Below are 26,256 nucleotides of genomic sequence, written 5' to 3'. Positions count from 1 at the left end.
AACAAAAAGCATTTCTTACTCATCATCATAATCGGCTTTATTTTGTTTTAAATAATTATTTACAAATACCAACTGCTTTCTTGCTTCTTTAACCATTTCTTCTATTTTTTTGTTAGAGACTTTTTCTTCAGGAAGTAATACTATCTCCAAAGCAATAGACAAGTTAATCCCAGTAATTAAATAAATATTTTTATCGATATATCTAGACGCATGTTGATTGACACTACCACCTAACATATCTGTTAAGATTATAATTTTATCTTCTGGTTTACTATTTTTTAATTCATCTGCTAACTGTTTTTCTGGAAAAACATTATTATCTTCATAAGCTGATATAGCAACAATTTGATCGTTTACTCCTGTAAAGAAATTAAGTGAGTCCTTAAATCCTTCTGCTAATGATTTATGCGTTACAATAATTACCTTTTTCAAAACAACTTTCCACCTTATTAAACTGTAAACAATCCAATTGCGGCTCCTAACATTGAAACCAAAATAACTAAAATAATTAAGGCTGACATCTTAACTTTCTTTTTTAATAAAACATATAAAGTAGCAACAAGTACAGCGGGCAACAAAGACGGACATATCTTATCAAGAATACTTTGTAAACTAATTTTCACACCGCCATTGCTAAAAACCCAACCGGTTTTAATGCTAACAGTTGATGAAACTATTGATCCAATCACCATTATTCCAAGTACAGAAATGGAATCAGTAAATGCTTCCATTTTATTTCCTAATTTATCAATTAAACTAGTTCCTGAATTATAGCCAAGAATATATACATAAGGTCTTAATAAGAAAAACATAAAGTAAACTAATAAGAATAACCACATTCCCAGTGGATTACCTTGTTTTCCCATTGACCCGGCAATTGATCCAAAGATAGTTGGCATCATTACCCAAATAATAGTATCACCTATTCCTGACAAAGGGCCCATTAATCCAGTTTTCAGGCTTTGAACTGCTTCGAGTGAATCAGTTCCATCTTTTTCCTCCATTGCAAGAGTAGCACCGGTAATTAATGGTGATAACCATGGATTACAATTATAATATTTAAAATGGTTATTCAATGAAGCAATTAAATCATCATCATTACTATAAATTTTTCTTAGTACAGGAAACATTTCCCAAACAAGGCTAGAAGCTATTCCCGTGTCATAATTAAACGTTCCCACACCTATAAAATGTCTAAAAGCAGTTCTTAAAAGATCTTTTTTTGTGATTTTATATTTATTATTCATCTTCCATATCCTCTTCTGTTAAAGAATTATTATTTCCATTGATAGCAACATTCTTGGAATTATTGTCAGAATTTTTATATTGATGAATAGCTGCAGCTATTCCAAGCAAGGCAACCCCTAATACAGGGACACTTAAAAACGCCGTAGCCACAAAACCAACTATTAACCAATATCCATATTTTTTCATTGGCATATAAACTAATAACATTGCAAATCCAACTGCTGGTAACATACCTCCAGCTACGTTTAATCCAACAGTAAACCACGCTGGCATAAAATTCAAAACGGCTTCAACAACTGCTTTTCCAAACACTACAGCTAGAAATACTGGTAAAGCAGCTTCTAAAGGAATTAAAAATGTTGAAATAGGAATGGTTCTTCGCATTTTCTTAAATTGACTTTTATTAGCATAATTTTGTGCTTTTTTAGCTATAGCTGAATTCAAAATTTGAAACATAACATCTAAATTCATTACTAACATTCCAACTGGAATTCCAATTGCTAGTCCAGCAGCCATACCCTTGCCAGTTGCAACAGCTATTGCGGCAGAAATAATTGCAGCTACTGGATAATCAGGCATAGAAGCACCACCTAAATTGGCTACACCTAATGACATTAATTGTAAAGTTGCACCAACTTCCAAACCTGTTTTAAAATCCCCTAATATCCAGCCAGTTAAGGCTCCATATAAAATAGTAATCTTACCTGCAATTTGTGTCGATTTTCTATCTAACTCATAAACATATGCTAGTAACGTAATTAAAATAGCTTGTGGAAATGTTAATCCCATTACAGTTCACGCTCCTTTTTATTTAATATTGTTGATACACTTATTGGCTTATCTTTAGTTGTATACATTGAATTGATTTGAACATTATTTTTTATTAATTCTTTATATACATTGATTTCTTCTTTTTTTATGTACGCACGCTTAGTTACTTGAATAGAATCTTCATAAGTTAAAGTCCCACCCAAAACTAATTCTTTAATTAAAACTCCCGCCTTAACCAAATCTAAAAATATTTTTGGTGTCTTAGCTAAAATATAGACTTTCTGTCGATCATATTTTCCGTTTTTAAAATTTTGTAATGCTACATCCTCCGTAATGACTGAAACTGCCATGCCAGCCGGCCTCCCAAGTTTCATAGCATTTTTTAACGCTGGATTTGTCGCAACCTCATTATCAATAATCATTACTCTTGTTGCCCCAGACTGAGGAGCCCAAGACGTTGCAACAACACCATGCAGTAATCGATTATCAATTCTTGCACCTACAACTGTCATAATCTTTCCTCCTATTTCAAATAATTAATTAGGATCATAACAAACAAAAAAACCAAAACTAATATAGTTCTCTATTGACTATATCAATTTTGGTTTTGCTCACATTACTTTTTATGTATGCGATTACAATCCTTAATTTAGATTTATCATAATCCTATGTTATAAGCTTGTCAAATTTTTTTATACTAATTTACTTTATGACTTTTGCAACTGCTTCATTAACAGCGTCTTTTTCTTCTCTAATCAAATCGACCTTGGTCGCAATCACCTTAGTATCCATTTGAATTTCACGACCCAAACCTGGCTGGTTAATTTTTGGTTCAAAGAAAGCCTTAAATTCGGCTAATCTTTCCGGCGTATGGAAAACGTTCGCGATCACCTTAATATAACTGGTGAATTCCATGTCGCCACCGACTGTTTTTTCAAGCCAGGACCATTCATCCCTGATCCAGTTCCAAGCAGCCTGCTCACCTTTTCTGTTTAACAAAACATTGTAGTACCAGGAAGTTAAATCTTGCGGCTTAATAAGATTGGCATTCTTAAAGTTAGCAATAATTTCGTTCAACTCAGCGGCATTTTCTGTATCGGTGATTGCCGCCAACAAATCATTTTTATAAGCTGGATCAACTGCTGTCTGATACTCGCCAACTAATTTAACCTGCAAATCATGACTACCAAAATGTTTAACCTCGTTCATTAAAACATAAGCACGAATATCTGCACTCAAACCATGAAGATCAGCTTCATTCTTCGTAAACAATTCATGCAGTGCTTTAATTGTTGCGGGATTTTCTGCATACAAACTAGCGGAAACTTCATTTGGTCTAATTTGTGTGTCCTCAATGTTTTCTCCTGCTTTGACTTGGAAACCTAAGCGTACAAGTTGCTTTTGTGACAGTTTATCAAACAAGTCCTTTAAATTCTTCTCCGCAGCAGAACCAGGTTCAACAAATTTCCGTAGTTTCCGCGCACTGCCAAACAAAGATTTAATGACAATATTTGATCTGGAATCAGCAAATTTCGGCAGCAATGGCACAATTTCGGCATAAGAAATCTGCTTACTGTCTGCCAAAAAGCCAAGATCTTGGAGCAGCTGCAAATGATCAACTGGCTTTAATTCGTTTAATTCATTCATAATATCAGTCATTAAAGTATCATCATACTTAACAATGAAGTGTGAATCGTTGCCAACATTCAAGCGCAAGGCATGACCAGCTTTAGCCCGCAATTCTTGATATGAACCTAAATCCACTTTCTTTTCGGACATAATCTGCGGTGCGTCAAAGTTGGCATTCAGCGGAATTGCCCAAGTTCTGCCAATATCTTTACCTTCACCAACAAAGAATTGCTTTTGACTTAAAATTAGATGTCCATTTTCAACCACTTTGGCACTAACAACGGGGTACCCCGGTTGATCAAGCCAAGTGTGCATAATTTTACCAATATCCAAATCCGTTGCTGTCGATAAAGCATTCCACAGGTCATCGCCAGTGGCATTGCTATAACTGTGCTGCTCAAAGTAGTATTTGAGACCCTTTCTTAGAGCGTCATCACCGAGCAAAGTCCGTACCATGACCAGCATCCGTGCACCCTTAGCATAAACTATTGAACTGTCAAAAATCGAATCGATGTCTGCCGGATCCTCAACTTGAACGTGAACTGGCTGGACGCCATCGGTTGCATCTCGGTTCAAGGCAGCCGGCACCTCACTGATTTGGAACATGTTATCCCAAATATGCCAATCTGGTTCCATCGCATCAACTGATAGATACATCATCATATTGGCAAAACTTTCGTTCAACCACAGATCGTCCCACCATTTCATCGTGACCAAATCGCCAAACCACTGGTGGGCTAATTCATGAGTAATAACTGTTGCAACATAAGCCTTTTGTTCGACTGTTGAGTTATCTGGATCAATCAAAATTGCTGCTTCACGGTAAGTTACAAGGCCCCAATTTTCCATTGCGCCGGCAGAAAAATCAGGTAAAGCCAATTGCCATGAATGCGGCAGCGGGTATTTAGTTTGATAAAAGTCTTCGTAAAATTCAATTGCCCGTTTAGCAATATCTAAAGCAAAATCTAATTCTTTGGCCTTATGAGCTTTAGTCGCAAAGACGCCAACTTTTACGCCATCTTTAGTTTCTGTCATCTTTGACTGCAAATCACCGAAGCCAAAAGCAATCAAGTAGCTGGACATCCGCACTGTTTTTTCAAAATAGTGCACACCATTTTCGACCTTAATTTCCGGCATATTGGCAATAGTGGTTTCACCTTCATGCTCATCATATTTAAGAGCTAACGAAAAAGTGGCTTTTGCTTCTGGCTCATCGACACACGGAAAAGCTTGACGCGCAGCGGTTGTCTCAAACTGGGTACCAATAATCTCTTTTTTGACCCCGTTAACTTGATAATACGAAGGGTAAATTCCCATCATGGTATCGGTCAGCGGTGCCTCGTAAGCAATCTTTAGTGTCACCTGTCCGGTCTTACCAAGGTTAATCTCAATTGCCTCATTTTTGTCATCAACTGTAAACGGCACATCGCTGCCATCACAAGTAACGGAAGAAATCTTCATGTATTTTTGATGAATTAAAACCGTCTTTTCCTGGGCCACACCAGTAATAGTCGACGTTCCCTTAATTGTTTTATTCTCACGATTCACATCAATGAACAAGTCGTAATGCTCTGGGTGAAAAGTTTCATAAAAATGCTTTTTTGTCATAGTTACCTCCTAATAATCTGTCGTTAACATAAATTTTAGCAAAGATAATCTTGATTAGGAAAAGAAATACTTTAAACGCGATTGTAAGAAGCACGTGTCACTTCTGTAACATCGCTGTCATATTTTTCATGTATTATAAAACCATAGCATTAGGAATTAATTAATGAGGAATGAATAAATTGAAAAAAATTAAATCTATTATTATCAAGTTAATCGCAGCTGCAGCCCTGGCGTTTGTCGCTATCTCTACAGCTCATACCTTTACTAATACCGATTCAACTACACAAACTGTTCAAGCTGCTAGAAGATTATCAAGCAGTGAGCGTGCCGCTAAAAATTGGGTGGCAATGCACGAATCGGGCGGCAATTATTACGCACGCAATGGTGTTTGTTACGGTAAGTACCAATTAAACATTGCTTACTTGCATGGTGACTATTCAAAGAGCAACCAAGATCGTGTTGCAGATAATTATGCGTACGGTCGTTACGGCTCATGGGCTAACGCCAAGAACTTTTGGCTTATTCATCACTGGTACTAAAAATAATTTTCAATTTTAATCTCTAACAAGAATAGACAGCTTAGTTAATCAACTAAGCTGTCTATTTGCTTTTGCTTTTAGTTAAAAAACTTATTCAAACTTATCCCGTTTAATAACGCGATAAATAGAAATTAGCAAGACCATGACGGCACAAGCCATTGCTACATAGGCCATTCCGCCGACAGAAACAGCATTTTGCGCATTCTGTTGTGTCATCTGATTTTCCACCGCATATTCAATCACCCACTTGCGCATCAAGTGCGGCGTCGAGATGAAGCTGACAGTAGAAATAATTGCCGCAATTAAGGTTGAATTTCGTGAATAAGGCTCGCGGAAAAACTGCGCCAAAACACAAAAGGCCGGAGCAATCATCAACAGTAAGACCCACATCACGATTAGCCTGCCGGAATTGCTATTCATCATCTGGGCACTATTAGCGGCGTAACGGTATGAGCCCCAAAGCTGTCCACCTGTTAAAGTATTAAGCAGACCTAAAATATAGGAACCCTGCTGCCCATAAACACCGCCGTGACTGGACAAAATTCCTTGAACAACCTGCAGACCATCGGTCGAGCCGGCGGAAGGAAAATTAACTGTCACAACCTGCTTCATATAGGTCGCCAAAAACATCACAATTGCCCCGCCAAATTCCAAGGCGCGTAACATACTCAGCTTTCTAGAAGCCTTCATCTTGAATTCAATGCTCAAAATGCGGTCAGGATGATGGCTGTGGGCAATAACAAAGATGCCAACAGCAACAATCACCGCTAGGACAAGTAACAGCCACCATAATTTTGCCATAATGAAAAAGAGTGCCAAAACTACAATGGCAACCGAAATATAGGGCCGATCAGAAAAAATTTTCCAAAAGTTTAACCTAACATGGGTATAGTCGGAGCGTGATTCCGAAACAGAATTTGCATCACTAAGAGCTGTTCGTTTAACCGTACGTTGCTTTGTGGGGGGATTAACCGGTTTCCCTTTTTGCTTAAGGTACCTTTGACGATAATCATGTCGCGAGATATGCGATTTTTTAGCCATAAATAGTCCTCCTCCAAGTTTACTATCCTACCATGTTTACCTTACTTGAACACCAATAAATAAAATCTTGATAGAATTTTTAGCAATTATAATATGTGCTAAAATAAAAAAGATGTTGTTTTAATTAAAAGGAAGTTTAAATTGATACAATCTAATAAATTACCTGCCGGCTGGCACAAGGCCTTCTACACTTTATGGCTAGGATCCTTTATTACTGGTATGGGCTATTCAATGACGATGCCCTTCATCTCATTATTTATTGCTGATTTAGGTCATTACAGTAAACTGCAAATCAACTTTTATTCTGGACTGGCATTCGCCGTTACTTTTATTGCCCAAGCGATTGTTTCTCCATACTGGGGCAATCTGGCTGACAGAAAAGGACGCAAATTAATGTGTATGCGGGCTTCCGGAGTCATGGCCCTGACAATTACCGCTACCGGTTTTGCCCCCAACGCAATCTATATTATCGTGATGCGATTTATTCAAGGCGCATTTTCTGGTTATATCAACAACGCTACTGCATTAATTGCTGGTGAGACACCTCATCAGCGCAGCGGCTGGGTCATGAGCCAAATGATGACCGCGGGAACCGCCGGCAACTTAGTTGGCCCGCTCCTGGGCGGCCTTCTTTCCAGTTTTTTCGGTAACTGGTTAGGCGGAGCCTGGGGTTATCGTATCCCCTTCTTTATCACCGGTTTCCTAATGTTCCTTGTCTTTTTAGGAACAACCCTTCTGGTTCACGAAAACTTTACACCAATTTCGCGTGCAGAAATGAAACCAATGAAAGAAATTATGCACGAGCTGCCCAATGTCAAATTGATTGTCGTCATGTTTGTCACAACTATGTTAGTTCAGGCCGCCAACATGTCAATTGACCCGATTGTTTCTTTATATGTCAAATCCATGATGCCGGGTAGCAAAAATATCGCGTTTGTTGCCGGAATTGTTGCCGCCACACCCGGCCTAGGCACCTTAATTGCCGCTTCCAAAATTGGTCATGAGATGGATGATATTGGTCCGCTGCGGGTACTGCGTGTCGGCCTGATTGTCGGTGCAATTTTATTTGTGCCCATGGCACTGACACATTCGCCGTGGATCTTGGCTGGTTTGCGTTTCTTACTCGGTATCGCTAGTGCCGCAATGCTACCGGCAGCCCAAACTGTTCTTACTTTGAATACACCAGCGGAAAGTTTTGGTCGTATCTTCAGTTACAACCAGTCTTTTCAAGCAGTCGGTTCTGTCCTTGGTTCGATGATGGGCTCAACAATTTCTGGCCTATATAACTACGCAACTGTTTTCTGGACCACTGGTACCACGTTATTAATTAATTTCATCATTGTGATCATCTTCGCCTGGGGTATTTCCTACCGGCGTAATCGGTAAAACATGGTCTCAACAACTAACCGTTCGGAAATGAACAGCCGCATTGCAAAATATTATTGTCAAAAAAAGCAATCTTCTCCTATCCACATGACCAAGAGGATTGCTTTTATCGTATGTTATACGCCTAATTAGAACCATTTTTCGTTTGGTACAAAAAGCTCTTGAGCTTACTGCATTTAGCTTTATACAAAACTAATTTTTATTGACTTACCAAAAGCTAAGCCTATTTTAGACATAGTGTCTATGCTAGTATTAGCACCACTTTCAATTCTAGCAACAGTTGATTGTGGTATACCAGCTTTATCGGCTAATTCTCTTTGTGTCCAACCGTACTCTTCTCTTTCCAGTCTGACGGCTAAAGCACTTTCCAATTTATTTGATTCAGATTCATATGCTTCTAAGAATTCAGGATCTTTCATATCTTTCGCAAAAATTTTATCTACGTCTACTAATGCATCTTTTCTCATAATTATCTTTCTCCCCTTTCTTGCCAGAACTCTGCTCTAATTACTTTAGCATGTTCAATTTCACGTTTAGGAGTTTTATTTGTTTTTTTGGTAAACCCATGAGTAATAATGTATTGTTCATCTTCAACATGAAAATATATAACTCTTTGAATGTTAGAACTAGTTTTAGTTCTAATTTCATAAAGATTTTTATCTATTTTTTTAATCCATTCCATTCTTGCAGCTATAGCTAATCCATATCTTTGAATTTTATCAATTAAAATGGCTAATTTCCCTCTATCCTTTTCAGACAACTTTTGATAAAACTCAATGAACTCATTATGTCCATTTAATCGCTTATAACTTTTAAATTTTGGATTTTTCATGCATCTACTATATCATATTATGAGCAAAAATCAATATATGCTATCAAAACTTTTGATGTCTTTTTTCATTCATGATCCAACTAACATATAATAAATATAAAAACATAATATCTAAATTTTACTAAGCACTAAAAAATCATTCTCGTTAATAAGAATGATTTTTTGCTTAATTATTTATTTTTATCCTAAGTCTTGACCATTTGAAGCAATCACCTGCTTGTACCAGTCAAAAGACTTCTTCTTGTAGCGCTTGAAACTGCCCTGTCCGTTATTGTCTTCATCAACATAGATAAAGCCATAACGCTTGGACATTTCTCCTGTTGATGCACTGACTAGGTCAATACAGCCCCAAGGAGTGTAACCCATCACATCAGCACCATCATCAATTGCCCCTGCAATTGCCTTAATATGCTCACGCAGGTAATCAATCCGGTAATCATCAGCAACATAGTGATTAGCATCAGGTCGGTCAACCGCGCCCAAACCATTCTCAACAATAAAAAGCGGCTTTTCATAACGGTCAGACAGCTGGTTCAACGCAATCCGCAAACCAGTCGGATCAATTTGCCAGCCCCAATCACTGGACTTCAGGAATGGATTCTTGACGCCGCCCATCAGATTGCCGTTAACCGTTTCGTGTTTTTCATGAGTCACATCAACAACCGATGACATGTAGTAACTAAAGCCAATATAGTCAACCGGATATTTAGCAAGCAGGTCTAATTCTTCTTGGGTGTAATCAAGATCGCTTAGTTGCACACCGTTGCGTGCAAGCAAGCTCTTGGTGTAAACCGGGTAATGTCCCCGCACTTGCACATCCGCACAGAAGAAGTTATTAGCTTGATTATCCTGCAATGCTGCCAATTGATTTTTAGGATCACAATCATAACTATACGTCGTCGCATACAAAATCATGCAGCCGATCTTCAGATGAGGATCTAATTCATGCCCAATTTTAACCGCCTTGGCGCTCCCAACAAACTGATTATGCCAAGCCTGATAAACATTCTTCTTATCATCAGCACCGTTGGCAGTAACAAGTCCCTGCCCCATTACTGGGAAATGCGCAGCACTGTTGATTTCATTGAAAGTCATCCAGTACTTAACTTTTTTGTAATAGCGCGTCAAGACAGTCCGGGCAAAGCGCTCATAAAAATCAATCAACTGCTTATTCTTCCAGCCGCCATATTTCTTAGCCAAAGTTAATGGCAATTCATAGTGCGAAATTGTAATAACCGGCTCAATCTGATACTTCAAACATTCATCGATTAATGCATCGTAGAATTTCAGGCCCTCTTCATTAGGCTCAGTTTCATCCCCGTTAGGATAAATACGTGACCAAGCAATTGAGAAACGATAGCACTTGAAGCCCATTTCGGCAAACAAGGCAATATCTTCTTTAAAATGATGATAATGGTCAATTCCAATATGATTCGGATAAAATTTTTTCGGATCAATTGAAAAATCAAAATCAGGTTTATTAACCAAATCAATCCGGTCACGGCCTTCAGGCAAAACATCGGCAATCGATAAACCTTTGCCGCCTTCTCGATATGCACCTTCTAATTGGTTGGCAGCCGTTGCGCCACCCCATAAAAAGCCATCAGGAAAGTCTATTGAACTCATTCTTATCTTCCGTCCCTTCTCAAAACGTTTACTGTAAATCTAAGAATTTATCACTTATCTTTATTTTACCAGAAGTCAGTACTTTTACATCATGGTAGTTCTTCATATTAGTGACAATTACCGGCGTGGTAACTTCATAGCCGGCTTCTTTAATTGCATCTAAATCAAATTCAATCAGCGGTTCGCCAGCTTTGACGGTCTGATCTTTTTTAACCAGCGTCTTGAAGCCTTTGCCGTCAAGTTCCACAGTATCCATCCCAATATGAATCATGATTTCAGCACCATTAACGGATCTCAAACCAATTGCGTGTCCGGTTGGGAAGACCATTGCAATCTGCCCATCAACCGGCGAGCAAACCTTGCCTTCGCTAGGTTCAATTGCAGCTCCTTTACCCATGGCGCCACTTGAGAAAACTTCATCTTTTACTTCACTTAAAGGAACAACTGTCCCAGATAATGGGGCAAGAACAACTTCTGCTTCATTGTATGAATCTGCAGCAGCATTTGACTTTTTAGAATCAGCAATCTCGGTAACTTCCGCATTGGCATTATTTTCAGCCGCAGCAACTGCGGGTGCTACTTCGCCCTCAAGCGGAGCATCAACACTATTCTTGCCAAAAATCATTTGAAAAGCAAAACCTAAAACAGTGGCAACAGCCATTGCAATAATCAAGCCGTATACGCGCATATCGATACCAGATTTACTAATAGCATCAGGAATGGAGAAAATACCCATGCCGGCCATGATATAAACCTTAGTACCAAAACCACCAATCAATGCACCACCAATTGCGGAAGCAATACAACTGAGAATAAACGGCTTTTTACGCGGTAACGTTACACCATAAATCGCTGGCTCAGTAACACCGAAGATTCCTGAAACAAATGCAGGAATCGCAATGCTGCGGGTCTTTTCATCTTTGGTTTGTAAAATAATAGCAGCAACAACACCAGTTTGCGCAAATGATGCAGCAAGGGATAAACCTAAAATCGGGTCATAACCCATTGCGGCAATATTGGTCATCATGACGGCAACAAAGCCCCAGTGAACACCAAAAATAACAAATACTTGCCAGAAGGCCCCCATTAATGCACCAGCTAAGATTGGACTGAAGTTGTAAACAGCAGAAACACCTGCAGCAATTGCATCACCAAGCCAAGTAGCGATTGGCCCAATAACGATAAAAGTTACTGGAATGGTAATTAATAAGACCATAAACGGTACTAAGAATGTCTTAACGACGTCCGGAATAATCTTGCGGGCTAATTTATTAACCTTTGAAGCAAACCAGATTGCCAAAATAATCGGGATAACCGATGAAGTATAATTCATCGAAATTACCGGAATCCCTAAGAAGGTCATGTGGATCGGTGCTTGGAAGATTGTTCCCTTAAACAAAGTATACAAAACGGTCTTACTGCTAGTCATTCCGACAATTGTTGGATAACAAAGCGCTGCACCAATTGTGGCACCAAGATAACCATTAATGCCGAATTTCTTGGCAGAAGAAATCCCCAAAATAACCGGCAAGAAGTAGAACAAACTGTCACCAATTGCATTTAAAACGATATAGGTACCTGAGGTTTGTGTTTCCCAGTTCAAAGCAACAAACATTGCATTGAAACCCTTGATCATTCCGGCGGCACACATTGGTCCTAAAATCGGGTTGAAAATGCCAGAGATCAGATCAATAAACCGGTCCATCAAACTCATATTGCTGGTATCAACGTAATCATCAGCAACTTCGCCGCCGTCTTGAAAGCCACCAACTTTCACCAGTGTATCGTAAACATCGGCCACATTATTGCCAATAACTACCTGATACTGTCCACCTGATTTAACAAGTGAAATAACGCCATCAGTTGCCTTCATGGCATCATCGTTAGCCTTCTTTTGGTCCTTCAACTTAAAGCGCAGCCGCGTCGTACAATGCACAACACTGGCTACATTATCCTTACCGCCGACATTGGCGATAATTGCCTTACTTAAATCTTCGTAAGCCACTTTGCTTCTCCCTCAATTTTTCAAAATAAAAACCCGCAAAGTACTAAAGGACGAGTAAAAACGTCCTTTATACTTCCGGGTTAATGCCTGCTTTACCAGTAACACGCCACTAGCATAAATAAACTAATAACTGTTAAACTTTATCAACTTTGTGTGTATTGTTATCACTCTGCCTGTGCGTTACCCGCCAAACATGCAGTGTCAAATACACTTCATCATCCGGCTGCAATTGCCAGCCGGCCTGTTCATGTAAATAAGTCCCGATCTTCAAAACCGTATCATAGGCTTTAGCATACTTGGATTTCATTAATTCCAGCAATGCCGAATCTAGTTCACTGCCCTTCTCATCTTCTTGGCCAATGATATGGCGTACCATGAAGGCCCGCAAATGGGTCATGAAACGGTTAAAATTAAATGATTCCGTGTCCAGCTGCAGACCGTATTGATACTCAATAATCGCAATTACGCCGCGGATTAATTTGGTAATCTTAATCGTATCCTGCAGCTTGGTCTGACCAGAACCAGCATTGATAAAGTGATAGGTCAAATAGACCGCTTCACCATTCGCTAAAGGCAGACCGCTTTTTTTCCTCATTAATCCCAGGGCTTCTTTTGCTACTGCAAATTCTTTCGGAAAAAGTTTTTTCATCTCCCAGCGAACGGTATCCTCACCAAGCTCAATCTGTTCATTGGCCCGTTTCAGCATAAAATCAATATGGTCTGCTAAAACTAAATACTGGTAATCAGAAAATTTAATTTGCAGCTCAGTCGAAGCCAGATCGATTACATCCGTCGTCAGCGATAACGTGCGCGCGTCAATATCCCTGACACTGTCAACCATCTTGATATTTTTCTCAACGGCAACAAAACGGTGTGTAATTTTTTCTTCATCAACGAGGTCGCCCGGCTTTTTGCCAAAACTGACACCATTACCAACGACCACCCACTTATGACCGGTTTCATCGGAGACTAAGGCAGCATTATTGTTAAAATTCTTGATAAATTTCACTCAGGCTGCCTCCTTAAATAAAAAAACCTACAAATAGCTAACAGCAAATATACCGTTATTGTCATTTATAGGTTTATGCCTGATCGAATCAGTAACACACTTATTTACATTTTATATTATAAATCAGTGCTAAAGCGATTTCAATCTTTATTTACAGAAATTTGGGCAGTAATTCACTAAATCTTTTTTATCAAAAATAAAACGCAACTCGGCAAATCGTGGTAAACTACTCTTAATTAAATATCTAAAAACTAGGGGTGCTGTCAAAAGCTGAGACTGGTGCAAAAGCCTAACCCTTGAACCTGTTAAGTTAGAACTTGCGTAGGGAAGTTTTTAAAGCTCTTTTATGGAAATCTTTTACTCATGCTAATTTAATGGGTAAAAGATTTTTTTCTGAAAGAGGTTTCTAATGAAAAATACCAAATTAAGCAGTTTATTTCTTTTGTGGTTCGGCACGGCGATTTCCATTGCCGAAATTGTTACTGGAACCTTAATGGCGCCGCTGGGCTGGGGCAAGGGGATCACCGCAGTCATTATCGGACACGTAATTGGCTGCTTTTTATTTTTGCTGCCAGCTGCTTATCTGTCAGCTATTCAAAAAAAGACGGCCATTACCGTTACCGGAAATATTTTTGGTAAAACCGGGGTTATTTTGTTTTCACTGCTAAATGCAATTCAGCTAATCGGCTGGACGGCGGTAATGATCGTTACCGCGCAGGTTGCCCTCAACAGCATGACCGGCAAACTTTTTCATTTTCAAAACTCGGTTTTAATGGCAATTATTGTTGCAGCCTTAATCATTGTGTGGCTGCTTTTCAACCATGATTGGCTTTTCAAAATCAACAATACGGTTGTCATATTATTAACCATTGGGGTAATAATTATTGCCTGGATTTTTACAACTAAACACTTTCCTATGGCTGGGACCTTCAGAGGCCATATCAGCTTTGGTAGCGCCGTTGAACTAAACGTGACGATGGCGCTTTCTTGGCTGCCAGTAATCGGTGATTACACGTGTCAGGAAAAGCAGCCTTTCAAAAGCAGTTTGGTCAGTGTCAGCGGTTATTTTCTTGGCAGCAGTGCAATGTTTATTTTAGGTTTGCTAACAGTAGTTAAAACCGGGCAAAGTAACTTTACAACTGCCTTAGCACAAACTAATTTAGGACTAGTTACATTATTGATTATTATTTTTTCAACTGTCACCACGACTTTTATGGATGCTTATTCCGCAGCGACCAGCCTTGACAATATCCTGCACCGCGGGCACGTTAATCTGCTGGCCATTCTAGCAACGATTATTGGTCTAGTTATCTCGCTAGCCGTCTCCCTTAATTACTACCAAAATTTTCTAAATGCGATTGGTGCTGTCTTTACCCCGCTCTTTGCCATTCTTTTTGTCAGTATCTTCATTATTAAGCGGAATTTGGGAACAATTATCAATTTTGGCTGGTGGTTAATCGGGGTAATCGCGTACTCCTTTTTACAGCGGTTAGATTTTGTTTGGGGAACAACCTTCCTATTGCTACTCTTTCTATTGATTGGCCTGCTCGTTACCAGCCTCTTTGTTCAGCGGCAAGTGAAGTAGTCACTGAAAAATTTGATAAAAATAAATAGGAAGCTTTTTGGAAAAAGCTCCCTATTTATTTTGCGCCGCAAGTGTATCTTTAAAAAGACGCGCCGTCTGATGGTCGTAGGCGCACATGGTAACCTGCATTTCATAGTCAGCATTATCAGTTAACCATTGCTTGATTGTCTCAAAGGCGATTCGACTGGCTGCCTTAGCCGGAAAACCATAGGCACCCGTCGAAATTGCTGGAAAAACAATACTATGCAAATTTCTTTGCTTAGCTAACTCCAAACAATTATGGTAACAAGCAGCAAGCAGCTCATTATCCTGCTTTATTCCCGAATAAACCGGTCCCACTGTGTGAATCACATATTTAGCGGGCAAATTATAGCCCTTAGTAATTTTAGCTTGACCTGTAGCACAGCCGTGAAGTGTGCGGCACTCTTCTAACAATTTTGGTCCTGCTGCCTGGTGAATTGCACCATCAACGCCTAAACCGCCTAACAGCGACTTATTAGCCGCATTGACAATTGCGTCCGCCTTTATTTTGGTGATGTCAGCTTGAATAATTGTTATTTTTGTCATTTCAAATACATCTGCCTTAAATGTGCTAAATCTTCTTGACTAAAGCCCAATTCCTTAACAAAAAAGCGGTCAAAATCACCCCAGCCGGCACGAATGGTCTCGGTAATCCCACGAATCGCAGTTCCCTCACCCTTGGTGACATTCATTTTTGCAACCATCTGGGTAATTTCATCGTTACTCGGCAGCTGCCGCGAAGCCGCAAAATCGTACAATTTATTGGTCAATAAATAATCACGTGCAATCGTATCATCGCTGACACCCAGCGCCAGTAAAATTAGGGCTGATACCATGCCTGTCCGGTCCTTGCCGGCACTGCAATGATAGACCAGTGCCTCATTTTCAGGCAAAACGAGCAGCTGAGCAAAAATTTTGGTAAATATTTCCTGGCTATGCGAATTAAGCAAAGTTTCCTGGTAAATTTGCCCAATAAAATTATTTTTCAGATCAGGAATGTGGTGAAGAAAACGGTAAATTTTATTACTGTGGTTGCCATCCCTGCTATCAGCATAAACTGGAACGTCAACATACTCAGCCTTGGGCCAAAGCAAATCCGGTGAAGCATTCTTTTCATAGGCCGAACGCAAATCGCAATCTACTGTAATCCTCAGCTTGGTCAATTTAACTTGATCCCTTGCTGACAAAGAACTCAGTGAATCTGAGCGGTAAATCTTATTCCATTTTACTGTTTGCCCAGACTCGTTCTGGTAACCGCCAACATCACGAAAATTTAACGGCCCATCTAGGCTGACAATGCGATCATGTGCCATTTTATTACCCTCCTGTTTAACAACAAGCTTTATTCCCCGTGAGCATAAACTTGTGTTGCCTTTACAGCACGCTTCCAGCCAGCGTATAATTTTTCACGCTCATTTTTAGCCATTTTGGCCTCAAAAGACTGCCCGATCAGTGAAATACTTTTCAACTCATCTATATCCTTCCAAAAGCCCACTGCCAGTCCAGCCAGAAAAGCCGCACCCATCGCCGTTGTTTCCAAGACTTTGGCTCGTTCAATTTTGGTACCCAAGATATCTGCCTGAAACTGCATCAAATAATTATTATTGGATGCACCGCCGTCAACACGCAATGTAGGAATTTCAATGCCAGAATCAATCTGCATCGTGTCAACAACATCCCGTGTTTGGTAAGCAAGCGACTGCAGGGTTGCCTTGATAAAATCATTCTTATTTGTGCCCCGTGTAAGACCATAAATTGCGCCCCGGGCTTCGGAATCCCAGTACGGTGCACCCAATCCGGTAAAGGCTGGTACGACATAAACTTCATTTTCAGAGTTTGATGCAAAAGCATCAGCTTCGGTTTCGGGCGCCGTTTTAATCATTTTCATTGAATCGCGCAGCCACTGAATAGCGCTGCCGGCAACAAAAATCGAACCCTCAAGGGCATAATTAATCTTCCCGTCCAGGCCGTAAGCAATTGTTGTCAACAGATTGTTATTAGATGTCGTCGGCTTTTCACCGGTATTCATCACGATAAAGGAACCCGTGCCATAGGTATTTTTAACCATGCCTTCCTTCAAAGCCAGCTGGCCAATCAAGGCTGCCTGCTGGTCACCGGCCATCCCGGCCAGCGGAATTTCGCCACCAAAAAAATTGTAAGGCTTGGTATAGCCGTAGACTTCAGAATTTGCCTTTACCTGGGGCAACATTTTTTCCGGAATATTCAATAATTTTAAAATATCCTGGTCCCATTTTAGATCGTGAATGTTAAACAGCATTGTCCGTGAGGCATTGGTATAATCCGTCACGTGCACCTCACCATCAGTCAGCTTCCAAACTAGCCAGCTGTCAATCGTGCCAAAAAGCAGTTCGCCTTTTTCAGCACGCTCCTGACTACCCGGAACATGATCAAGAATCCAGCGAATTTTGGTTGCGCTAAAATAAGGATCAATAATCAAGCCGGTTTTTGCCCGAATTGAATCACTGTACCCTTGCTTGATTAACTTTTCTGCTAGAGGCGTTGTCTGCCGTGACTGCCAAACAATTGCGTTATAGATTGGCTTCCCTGTTTCCTTATCCCAAATAACGGTCGTTTCCCGCTGATTTGTAATACCAATTCCAGCAATTTGGTCAGGGCGAATTCCCGAATCAATTAATGCGGTTGCCATCGTTGTCTGAACATTGTGCCAAATTTCTTCGGCATTATGCTCAACCCAGCCTGGCTGCGGGAAATATTGCGGAAATTCTTTCTGCGACGAAGCAACGGTTTTGCCTTGATGATCAATGATCATCGCACGCGTTGAGGTAGTTCCTTCATCAATTGCCATGATATATTTTTTAGTCATTATTTTTCCTTTCTTTGTGAAAGCGATTTATTATTTAAGATAATGATATTAATAAATGATACCCTTTACAAGCGGTAAATGTAACATTTAAACTATCTGTAAGTTATACTCTATTGTATAAATAAAGCTAACAGAAAGAAACAATTAATGAAAAAACAAATTATTGCCCTAATGGAAAAAGAACAATGACTACAGAAATGGGCCTGAATCACGAGCAATTATTATTGATCAAAGGTCATACCAAAACAATTGAAATCCGCTTAAATGATGAAAAACGGCGAAAGTTATGCGTCGCGGACACAATTAATTTTATTGATACAGAAACTGGTGAAACCCTTGCAGTTAAAATAAAGCAGCTGGAAACTTTCACTACTTTTGCTGCTCTTTTTACAAAATATAAGGGTGCAGAGGTCGGCAGTGCTCCGACTGACAGCCTGGACAAAATGGTTTCTGATATGTACAAAATATATTCTCCGGAACAAGAACACAAATACGGCGCTATGGCAATCACGGTTGCACCAATTTAATTCAGTTTACTTAAAAGGCAGGCACACAATGGCAGACACAACAATAAAAATCGCATATTTATACGAAGATTTGATGAACACCTACGGTGATTCCGGGGATGTCAAAATTTTACGTTTTTTCCTAAAAAAAGAGGGCTACACTACACAAATCGATAATGTTTCTCTGGGCGATCCCTTTAATGCTTTTGACTATGATTTTGTCTTTTTTGGCGGCGGGCAAGACTTTGAGCAAACCGTGGTTGCCAAAGATTTGCCGCGGCACAAAGAAACCCTGACAGAATACATCAATGCCGGCCACCCTATGCTCGGCGTCTGCGGCGGCTACCAGCTTGTCGGCACTTATTACAAAACCAATTCCGGTATCACGATCAAAGGCCTGGGTATTTTGCCTTTTCACACCGTCTTCAAGGCTGACAAACGAATGATTGGCAACACACATTACACGACGCAGTGGGGCGAGGTGCGCGCTTTTGAAAATCATTCGGGACAAACTTATTTTGATGATCAAGAAATGCTACAGCCCTTGGGTGACATGATTGAAGGCTACGGCAATAATCCGCAGGATAAAAAAGAAGGTCTGCGCTACCGCAATTTTATCGGCACCTATTCCCATGGGCCACTACTGCGCAATATCAATGTTGCCAAGGCAATCATGCAAATGATTTTGGAATGGCATGAAAAGCGGGTAACAGCGTAAATATAAAAAATGAGGTTCGATAATGAACTTCATTTTTTTCTTTATAGTTCCAAAATTGCGTTAAACACACTCTGCGGCAACTTGATATTATTTTGTGTTGCCCGCCGCTTATTCATGCTCTGCCGTCTTAATAAGGAAGCCTTTTTCGAAATACTCTTTTTTTCACCTGAAACTGCTGCATTCTTACGCAGTGGCGGTACGTCGACCCGGGCTAGGGCCTTGCCCTCAACAATTGCCTGCACCGGTGTTGGATAAAGCTGCCGCGGTACCGTCATCTTTAATTCACGCACCAGCTTTTGCGTCATCTGTGGCGCGTCCTGCCGGTGCACCACAAAGGCTAGTGAATCAACCGGTGCGTAGTTAATATCCACTTCTACTTTTACCAGGTCGCTTACTTCATAATCCGAAAACTCCGTGTTCAGGCTGGCATAGCCATGCGAAACTGACTTCAATTCCGAAAAGAAATGGTAGGCCACTTCCGACAACGGCATTTTACTAGTTACCAGAATCAGTTCGCCATTATTATCCATGTCTAACAGGCTGCCCTTATGTTGCTCAATCAGTTTTAAGACTGCGTTCAAATTATCGCTGGGAACCGTAATTTCTGCTTCGACAAATGGTTCCTCAACATAGTCAATTAAACCAAAAGCCGGAAATTGGGCCGGATTATTGATCTGCATCTTTTGCCCATTTTTCAGATAAACATAATAAGTTACGTTAGGTGCCGTCGTTAAGACATCTAGGCCGTATTCGTCATGCAGCCGCTCTCGGATAATCTGCAAGTGAAAGGCACCTAAGAAGCCGCAGCGGAAACCCACACCTAATGCCTCTGACCGCTCTTCGGTATACGAAAATGAAGTATCATTCAGACTCAACTTAGTAATTGCCTCTTTTAAGGCTGGAAAATCATTGTTCTTGGGATAAAGTCCAGCATAGACCATCTGCTTAGCCGTTTGGTAACCAGGCAAAGCTTCAGCAGTGGGGTTCTTCTTAGCGGTTAACGTGTCACCAACCCGCACTTCTTTAGGATCTTTAATGCCAGTCACCACATAGCCAACTTCCCCCGCTGACAGTTCTTTTTGTTCGTGCATGTTGGGACTAAAAATACCGATACTTTTTGCCAAAAAATCAAAATTTGTCTGCATAAACTGCAAGTTTTTGTCCTGACCGAGGTGTCCATCAAGCAGCCGCACATAGGCAACAACCCCTTGGTAGGGATCGTACAGAGAATCAAACACCAGGGCTTTTAACGGTTTAGCCGCATCCCCCTGAGGAGCGGGAATTCGCTCCTTAATCGCTTCCAGTACCTCTGGCACACCTTTGCCCGTTTTAGCTGAAATCATTAGAGTATTTTCCTTGGTAAAACTCTCATCCAGTTCATGCAGCTGCACTAGGGTCTGTTCAACATCGGCTGAAGCCACATCAATTTTATTGATTACCGGAATTAGAACCAGGTGATTTTTCTTAGCAATCCGATAATTAGCAATTGTCTGTGCCTGTACGCCTTGAGTTGCATCAACCAATAAGAGTGCACCCTCCGTGGCCGTTAAGCTTTTGGCAACCTCATAGCTGAAATCAACGTGACCCGGGGTGTCGATTAAATTATATTCGTATTCTTGCCCGTCACGTGCCTGATAATAGTTGCGGACCGTTCGCGCCTTAACTGTAACGCCGTGCTCCTGCTCCACTTCCATGTCATCAAGCAGTTGGTTGCTCTTCTCACGCTCACTCACGGTTTTAGTTAACTCCATTATCCGGTCGGCCAAGGTCGATTTGCCGTGATCAATGTGGGCAATAATTGCAAAATTACGAATTCTTGCTTGTTCCATTATTTTCATGCTCCTTTAAAAATTCGGTTAAATAATAACGCATCTGCCGCTGTGCCTCTGGTATTAAATCAATTTCAAAATCGGGATAAATAGTATTGATCTTCTGATGATTAAAACTCGACAATGATGACATATTCATTAAGCCGCTAATAATGCCACTCTGAATAATAAACAGGTGGCTGAACTGTCCCTGTGACAATAAATTTCCAGTTTTCTCTGTTAAATGCTGCCCTAAATCTTTACTAACTTGATACAGTTGGTTCCGTCGCAGTAGTGTTTCGTGCATATTGGCCTTACCTTCTAGCACAGGGCCGCGAATTGCGTTCAACCGTACCAAAACCGAATGACTCTTAATTAAATTTTTGGTCTGCTCTACCATTAACTGAACAAAATCATCTTTACTAATTAATTTCTGCTCGCTGACCCAGCTGCTAATCTTGCCTAAATAAACCTGATAATCTTCCAGCAGAATGCACATGAAGAGGTCCTCTTTAGTTGCAAAATAATTAAAAAGCGTGCCCTTGGAGCTGCCCGCCGCAGTAGCAATTTGCTGCATGGTGATATCCGCATAACTCTGCTTCGCAAATAAAGTAATTGCAGCCTGCATAATTTGCTGACGTTTAGCATTTTTCTGCTCGCTAGTATGAATATTAACCATTCTTGGCCTTCCTCTCACATAAGTTATAAAAATCATATAGCAAAATTGACTATCGGTCAATTTTAAAAGTAAAAAAACAAGTCACCTAAATTTTAGATGACTTATTTTTTATATTTTCGTTTTAACTTAAATTCAGTATTGAATCTTGCTAACCCAATTTGGTCTTTTGCAGTCAAATGCCCTATTTTCTTTACCTGCAAATTCTTATTCTTAAATTCATAAATATTTCCGATATCTATCCAAGATTGCTGCTTCAAGCCCGCTTCTGCCCAATCATGAACAGAATAATACTGCTGCTTAATGTATTCAGACTTATTTGCGTATTTAGTCGTCACTTTAAAAGCCATCAAACCTTGATTACTAATTTTTCTAACTATAACAGGTCGCCGTTTTCCGCCCTTTCCTTCTATGTAGCCAACATACAATGTAATTACATCATTAGTCTTCATCCGGATCGTCCAGCCAATCTTGCACCTCTTCATCGGTTGTAAAGGTAGTTACAGGTGTGTCTTCAGTTTCTTTTAAAAATTGTAAGGTAGCTTTTTCACTTGCACTCAAAGCTGGACGAAAAGGAAAAGCTCCATCTGCAGCTATCTGTTTATAAAGTAAGGTTATTGCGGTTGTAGGCGTCATCCCTAATTCATTTAAGATTTTTTCTGTATCATTTGCTAAATCCTTATCAACTTGTACTTGAATTCTCTTTTTCTCTTTAATCGGCATCATTTTCCTCCTTACTACTATTTTTATACTTATAATTATACTATCTTATAACCGAGGCAAAAAATAGAACACTTTTAGTTTCAGATGCTCTATTACTTAAATTTATTCAATTAAAGCATTACTACATTGAGTCAATCTTAGATTTCTTCTTGCGCGGCATAATATTTAACGCCATCGCCGCTAAAACCACCAAGATTGAGCCAACCCAGTCTAGCGGCTTCAACACCAAACCAAAACACAATACCGAACCAATTGTAGCTGAAAATGGTTCAAAGGCATCAAGCAAACTAGCAGTTGTTGGTTTAATAAAGCGCAATGAATTGGTCATCAATTGAAAAGGAATTAAGGTGCCGATAATAACAACCATGCTGACCGGAAAAATAATTTGACTGGGATGAGCTAAGTGCGGCATTTGCGGATGAACAATAATTAGACAGATGCCTGACGCTAACAAGCCCCAGCCAGTCACTACTAAGCTGGAAACCCGGTGCAAAATATTAATGGGGATCAGAGTATTAGTAGCAACACCCATTGCTGCTAACAAGCCCCACATCAACACCTCTGGCGTAATCGCCAAGTGACTGAAATCACCATGCGTTGCCAGCAAAACCACACCTATAAAAGCAGCAAAAGCGGCAATTAAATCCAGCCGCCGCAAAGTTTGCTTATGCGTCAGTGTCATGTAGGCCATCACAAAAAAGGGGCCAATAAATTGCAAGATGGTTGCAATCGACGCATTAGCCTTTTGCACGGTGATGAAATAAAAGAGCTGTACCGGCAGCAAGCCAAAAATGCCATAGGCAACAAGTGTCAGTGCATCATGCTTATTTTTCAGCGTTGCTAGCGGTTTTTGTCCCATAATTCCCGCAGAAATCAACAAGATAATGCCAGAAGTGACCATTCTCACCTGTGACAGCCAAATCGGTGTAATTTCCGAGCTATAATTAAACAAAGATTTAGCAAATAAGCCGGAAATCCCCCACATCACGCAGGCTAATCCTGCCAAAAATGCCCATAATTGTCTCTGCTTTTGCGTTACCATCAAACCGTTCTCCCTCTTAAAATTTTACCCTATCTATAATAACAAAAAGAAGCAATGAAATTCCAGATGGGAAAACACAATTTTATCTATTGCCTTTATTTGTTTTTGTTCCATAAAATAGATATAATATAGCTGATAACAATAACACGAGGGGTGCCTTTAAGCTGAGATGAAACAAAAGTTTCAGACCCTTTGAACCTGTGAGTTAGAACTCGCGTAGGAACGTGTCAAACAAATTGAACTTTGACACTTTTTATGTGGCAAAGTTTTTTATTTGTCTTCAATAAGTAAAGGTACACTTCTAATTTTTTAGGAGGTTTATATGCAATTAAAATTATTAGATCAGCTGCGGCAACAAAACCCGGTAGTTTTAAATATTTCCAATTTTGTCACCGTGCAAGATGTGGCCAACGGGCTAAACGCAATCGGCGCTTCACCAATTATGAGCCAGGAAATTGCCGAGGCAGAGCCAATGGTCAAAATGGCCGGTGCCGTACAATTAAATCTGGGTACTTTAACTAAAGTACAGATTGCGCAAACGCTGAAAGCGGGAGAATTAGCCAATCAGTTTCATAAGCCTATCGTTCTTGATCCGGTGGCAGTTGGTGCTGTTAACTACCGGTTAGAAGTTGCGCAAAAATGTTTAACTGCATTTCATGCCGATATTATTCGCGGTAATGCTGGCGAGGTTGCTGCTTTAGGCGGGTTTACCTGGAATGCCAAGGGAATTGACGCAGGTGAAGGCAGCGGTAATATTGATGAAATTGCTAAAGCTACGGCCCAGAAATATCACTGTGTGGTCATTTCCAGCGGAGCAACTGATACAATTACTGATGGCAAAAAAGTTGTTCATGTTAACAACGGCACACCGCTATTTCAAGTTCACGTTGGTTCCGGCGATATGCTTTCAAGTATCACGGCCGCTTTTGCCGCCATCAGTCCAGACAATTTATTCGAAGCAGCGCAAACTGCCACTTTAGTTTTCGGTGCGGTTGGTGAATTAGTTGCCCAAGAGCATCCTGAAGCTGGTCCTGGAACTTTTGCTGTCTATTTAATGGATTACTTAGCCAAAGCACAGGTTGCTGATTTAGAAAAAATCGTTTCTTACGATTAAGAGGAGCGCAAAAATGACTGAAGAAATTAATTCATTTCCGCAAGTTTTAACAATTGCGGGTACCGATTCCGGCGGCGGTGCCGGTATCATGGCGGACCTCAAGACTTTTCAGATGCAGCATGTTTTTGGCACAGCTGTGGTTGTGGCAGTAACCGCGCAAAACACACTGGGAGTTCAGGCCTCATATTTATTGCCACTCAAAATGATTGATCAGCAATGTTCATCCCTAGCCGCTGATTTCCATATCCGAGCATGTAAGACGGGCATGTTGGGCGATGCTGCTCACGTTCACCAAGTCGCATTAAATTTGCAAAAGTACGATTTTGGTTTCACAACAATTGATCCGGTTATGGTGGCAAAAGGCGGTGCCCCCCTTTTAAGTGAAGATGCAGTTACAGTTGTCAAAAAGGAACTTTTGCCTCTGGCAGATTTGGTCACTCCCAACCTGCCTGAAGCAGAAAAATTAACCGGACAAAAAGTGACCAAGCAAGAGCAATATCCAGACTTGGCAGCGCAATTGCAAAATTATGGCGTTAAAAATGTCATGATTAAGGGCGGCCACTTTCCTGATGAACAGGCAAAAGACTATATTTTGCTAGAAGACGGCAATTCGTTTTGGGTAAGCAGTCCGCGAACACATACCAAGCGAACTCATGGCACGGGCGATACGCTTGCATCATGCATTACAGCCCAAATTGCCTTAGGTAAAGATCTGCCAACAGCAATTAAACTAGCTAAAAAATACGTCACGGCAACAATCAAAGATACGATCCAAGTCGGTCACGGTCACGGGCCCCTGAACCACTGGGCAAAGGCAAGGTAATTACCAAATGAAAAAATTCAATGCAAAATTACTAGAAGCATATTTCATCTGCGGCACACAAGATTTGCAGCCAAAGGAAAATTTGCCAACAGTTCTTGAACAGGCTCTGAAAGCCGGAATTACCGCTTTTCAATTTCGTGATAAGGGGCAAAATTCTACTTTAGCCGTAAGTGAGCGCGTGCCAATGGCGCAAAAATTGCACCAGCTTTGTCAAAAACATCATGTACCATTCTTCGTTGATGACGACGTTGCGCTAGCCAAGGCTGTTGACGCAGAAGGAATTCATGTTGGTCAAAGCGACGAAGCCATCACTCAGGTGGTAACTGAGGTCGGACAAAAAATGATCGTTGGCTATTCTTGTTCTAATTTAGCAGAAATAGTCAAGGCTAACACAATTTCCGGCATTGACTATTACGGCTGTGGCCCCATTTTTGCCACGCAGTCAAAAGATGATGCGTCGCCAGTGATCGGCATTCCCGGTTTGCGGCAATTAGTGCAAAATAGTAATCGGCCCATCGTTGCAATCGGCGGTATTAAAGAAGAGGACCTGCCGGCTATCGCCCAAACCCAAGCGGCAGGCGCGGCAGTAATTTCCTTAATCGCTCAAAGCAGCAATTATCAACAAACCATTCAAGCGATACGCAATGCACCGTGGATAAATTAATTTTAATGACTTAAAGTCATACGTATTTCCTTAAACA

General features: G+C 40.5%; 27 protein-coding genes and 2 riboswitches. Of the genes, 8 read left to right on the top strand and 19 right to left on the bottom strand.

The genetic code is table 11. The features are described 5' to 3' along the window. Positions 1–15: 15 nt before the first annotated feature. From PT285_RS01120 to PT285_RS01100, 5 genes are all read right to left on the bottom strand, one after another. Positions 16–432 (bottom strand): PTS sugar transporter subunit IIA, encoded by a 417-nt coding sequence (locus PT285_RS01120; RefSeq protein WP_277147162.1) that lies wholly within the window; start codon positions 430–432, stop codon positions 16–18. A gap of 17 nt (positions 433–449) precedes the next feature. Then, positions 450–1,247, bottom strand: coding sequence for a PTS system mannose/fructose/sorbose family transporter subunit IID (locus PT285_RS01115; RefSeq protein ID WP_277147160.1), 798 nt, complete (start codon positions 1,245–1,247; stop codon positions 450–452). Then, on the bottom strand, positions 1,240–2,037 hold the full coding sequence (locus PT285_RS01110) for a PTS sugar transporter subunit IIC (RefSeq protein ID WP_277147158.1): 798 nt from the start codon (positions 2,035–2,037) through the stop codon (positions 1,240–1,242). The genes PT285_RS01115 and PT285_RS01110 overlap by 8 nt, the downstream gene beginning before the upstream one ends. Further along, complete coding sequence (locus PT285_RS01105; RefSeq protein ID WP_277147156.1) at positions 2,037–2,531, bottom strand: PTS sugar transporter subunit IIB; 495 nt, start codon at positions 2,529–2,531, stop codon at positions 2,037–2,039. The genes PT285_RS01110 and PT285_RS01105 overlap by 1 nt, the downstream gene beginning before the upstream one ends. Positions 2,532–2,721: 190 nt before the next feature. Further along, a complete protein-coding gene (locus PT285_RS01100) occupies positions 2,722–5,256 on the bottom strand; it encodes a M1 family metallopeptidase (protein WP_277147154.1) in 2,535 nt (844 codons plus the stop codon). Positions 5,257–5,426: 170 nt separating this feature from the next. Between PT285_RS01100 and PT285_RS01095 the strand changes: the two genes are divergently transcribed. After that, on the top strand, positions 5,427–5,795 hold the full coding sequence (locus PT285_RS01095) for an aggregation promoting factor surface protein (protein ID WP_277147152.1): 369 nt from the start codon (positions 5,427–5,429) through the stop codon (positions 5,793–5,795). A 90-nt stretch (positions 5,796–5,885) separates the two neighbouring features. On the opposite strand, the gene PT285_RS01090 is transcribed toward PT285_RS01095, so the two are convergent. Further along, positions 5,886–6,836 carry a cytochrome C5 gene (locus PT285_RS01090; protein WP_277147150.1) on the bottom strand — a complete coding sequence of 317 codons (951 nt, stop codon included), beginning with the start codon at positions 6,834–6,836 and terminating at the stop codon, positions 5,886–5,888. 144 nt (positions 6,837–6,980) lie between these two features. On the opposite strand from PT285_RS01090, the gene PT285_RS01085 reads away from it, so the two are divergent. Continuing rightward, positions 6,981–8,222: an MFS transporter gene (locus PT285_RS01085; RefSeq protein WP_277150567.1), complete on the top strand. Its 1,242-nt coding sequence runs from the start codon at positions 6,981–6,983 to the stop codon at positions 8,220–8,222. 182 nt (positions 8,223–8,404) lie between these two features. Here the strand turns inward: PT285_RS01085 and PT285_RS01080 are convergent, their stop codons facing one another. From PT285_RS01080 to PT285_RS01060, 5 genes are all read right to left on the bottom strand, one after another. After that, positions 8,405–8,689, bottom strand: coding sequence for a helix-turn-helix transcriptional regulator (locus PT285_RS01080; RefSeq protein WP_277147148.1), 285 nt, complete (start codon positions 8,687–8,689; stop codon positions 8,405–8,407). Positions 8,690–8,691: 2 nt separating this feature from the next. Next, complete coding sequence (locus tag PT285_RS01075; protein ID WP_277147146.1) at positions 8,692–9,054, bottom strand: type II toxin-antitoxin system RelE/ParE family toxin; 363 nt, start codon at positions 9,052–9,054, stop codon at positions 8,692–8,694. Positions 9,055–9,234: 180 nt separating this feature from the next. Further along, positions 9,235–10,680 (bottom strand): glycoside hydrolase family 1 protein, encoded by a 1,446-nt coding sequence (locus tag PT285_RS01070; protein WP_277147144.1) that lies wholly within the window; start codon positions 10,678–10,680, stop codon positions 9,235–9,237. Between the two features lie 28 nt (positions 10,681–10,708). Further along, entirely contained in the window at positions 10,709–12,685 is a 1,977-nt protein-coding gene (locus PT285_RS01065; RefSeq protein ID WP_277147142.1) for a beta-glucoside-specific PTS transporter subunit IIABC, read from the bottom strand. Between the two features lie 133 nt (positions 12,686–12,818). Beyond that, positions 12,819–13,694, bottom strand: a complete 876-nt coding sequence (locus tag PT285_RS01060; RefSeq protein ID WP_277147140.1) for a PRD domain-containing protein — start codon at positions 13,692–13,694, stop codon at positions 12,819–12,821. Positions 13,695–13,937: 243 nt separating this feature from the next. Further along, positions 13,938–14,039, top strand: a riboswitch (TPP riboswitch). 64 nt (positions 14,040–14,103) lie between these two features. Between PT285_RS01060 and cytX the strand changes: the two genes are divergently transcribed. Then, positions 14,104–15,279, top strand: a complete 1,176-nt coding sequence (gene cytX / locus PT285_RS01055) for a putative hydroxymethylpyrimidine transporter CytX (RefSeq protein ID WP_277147138.1) — start codon at positions 14,104–14,106, stop codon at positions 15,277–15,279. Positions 15,280–15,330: 51 nt separating this feature from the next. Here the strand turns inward: cytX and PT285_RS01050 are convergent, their stop codons facing one another. From PT285_RS01050 to glpK, 3 genes are read right to left on the bottom strand one after another with little or no spacing between them, the layout of a single operon-like run. Beyond that, positions 15,331–15,846, bottom strand: a complete 516-nt coding sequence (locus tag PT285_RS01050) for an O-acetyl-ADP-ribose deacetylase (RefSeq protein ID WP_277147136.1) — start codon at positions 15,844–15,846, stop codon at positions 15,331–15,333. Beyond that, positions 15,843–16,613, bottom strand: coding sequence for a tyrosine-protein phosphatase (locus tag PT285_RS01045; RefSeq protein WP_277147134.1), 771 nt, complete (start codon positions 16,611–16,613; stop codon positions 15,843–15,845). The genes PT285_RS01050 and PT285_RS01045 overlap by 4 nt, the downstream gene beginning before the upstream one ends. Before the next feature lie 29 nt (positions 16,614–16,642). Beyond that, entirely contained in the window at positions 16,643–18,145 is a 1,503-nt protein-coding gene (glpK, locus tag PT285_RS01040) for a glycerol kinase GlpK (RefSeq protein ID WP_277147132.1), read from the bottom strand. 185 nt (positions 18,146–18,330) lie between these two features. Between glpK and PT285_RS01035 the strand changes: the two genes are divergently transcribed. Both PT285_RS01035 and PT285_RS01030 read left to right on the top strand, forming a co-directional pair. After that, on the top strand, positions 18,331–18,672 hold the full coding sequence (locus PT285_RS01035; protein WP_277147130.1) for an ASCH domain-containing protein: 342 nt from the start codon (positions 18,331–18,333) through the stop codon (positions 18,670–18,672). Between the two features lie 28 nt (positions 18,673–18,700). Further along, the gene (locus PT285_RS01030) at positions 18,701–19,369 is read left to right on the top strand and encodes a type 1 glutamine amidotransferase (protein WP_277147128.1); all 669 of its coding nucleotides are present in this window, start codon (positions 18,701–18,703) and stop codon (positions 19,367–19,369) included. Positions 19,370–19,410: 41 nt separating this feature from the next. Here the strand turns inward: PT285_RS01030 and lepA are convergent, their stop codons facing one another. The 5 genes from lepA to PT285_RS01005 all read right to left on the bottom strand — a co-directional run bounded on the left by lepA (position 19,411) and on the right by PT285_RS01005 (position 23,618). After that, the gene (lepA, locus tag PT285_RS01025) at positions 19,411–21,198 is read right to left on the bottom strand and encodes a translation elongation factor 4 (protein ID WP_277147125.1); all 1,788 of its coding nucleotides are present in this window, start codon (positions 21,196–21,198) and stop codon (positions 19,411–19,413) included. Continuing rightward, positions 21,176–21,856: a TetR/AcrR family transcriptional regulator gene (locus PT285_RS01020; protein ID WP_277147123.1), complete on the bottom strand. Its 681-nt coding sequence runs from the start codon at positions 21,854–21,856 to the stop codon at positions 21,176–21,178. Before PT285_RS01020 ends, lepA begins: the two co-directional genes overlap by 23 nt. Before the next feature lie 101 nt (positions 21,857–21,957). Next, complete coding sequence (locus tag PT285_RS01015; protein WP_277147121.1) at positions 21,958–22,305, bottom strand: hypothetical protein; 348 nt, start codon at positions 22,303–22,305, stop codon at positions 21,958–21,960. Beyond that, positions 22,295–22,576, bottom strand: coding sequence for a type II toxin-antitoxin system RelB/DinJ family antitoxin (locus PT285_RS01010; protein WP_277147120.1), 282 nt, complete (start codon positions 22,574–22,576; stop codon positions 22,295–22,297). The genes PT285_RS01015 and PT285_RS01010 overlap by 11 nt, the downstream gene beginning before the upstream one ends. Before the next feature lie 121 nt (positions 22,577–22,697). Then, positions 22,698–23,618, bottom strand: a complete 921-nt coding sequence (locus PT285_RS01005) for a DMT family transporter (RefSeq protein WP_277147118.1) — start codon at positions 23,616–23,618, stop codon at positions 22,698–22,700. A 139-nt stretch (positions 23,619–23,757) separates the two neighbouring features. Continuing rightward, a riboswitch (TPP riboswitch) is annotated at positions 23,758–23,858 on the top strand. Between the two features lie 82 nt (positions 23,859–23,940). On the opposite strand from PT285_RS01005, the gene thiM reads away from it, so the two are divergent. From thiM to thiE, 3 genes are read left to right on the top strand one after another with little or no spacing between them, the layout of a single operon-like run. Continuing rightward, positions 23,941–24,732: a hydroxyethylthiazole kinase gene (gene thiM / locus PT285_RS01000; protein WP_277147116.1), complete on the top strand. Its 792-nt coding sequence runs from the start codon at positions 23,941–23,943 to the stop codon at positions 24,730–24,732. A 13-nt stretch (positions 24,733–24,745) separates the two neighbouring features. Next, positions 24,746–25,555 (top strand): bifunctional hydroxymethylpyrimidine kinase/phosphomethylpyrimidine kinase, encoded by an 810-nt coding sequence (gene thiD / locus PT285_RS00995; RefSeq protein ID WP_277147114.1) that lies wholly within the window; start codon positions 24,746–24,748, stop codon positions 25,553–25,555. A gap of 7 nt (positions 25,556–25,562) precedes the next feature. Next, positions 25,563–26,219 carry a thiamine phosphate synthase gene (gene thiE / locus PT285_RS00990; protein WP_277147112.1) on the top strand — a complete coding sequence of 219 codons (657 nt, stop codon included), beginning with the start codon at positions 25,563–25,565 and terminating at the stop codon, positions 26,217–26,219. Positions 26,220–26,256 lie beyond the last annotated feature (37 nt).

The organism is Lactobacillus sp. ESL0791 (assembly GCF_029433255.1).
GTDB lineage: Bacteria > Bacillota > Bacilli > Lactobacillales > Lactobacillaceae > Lactobacillus.
This window is presented reverse-complemented; position numbering and strand designations above follow the sequence as displayed.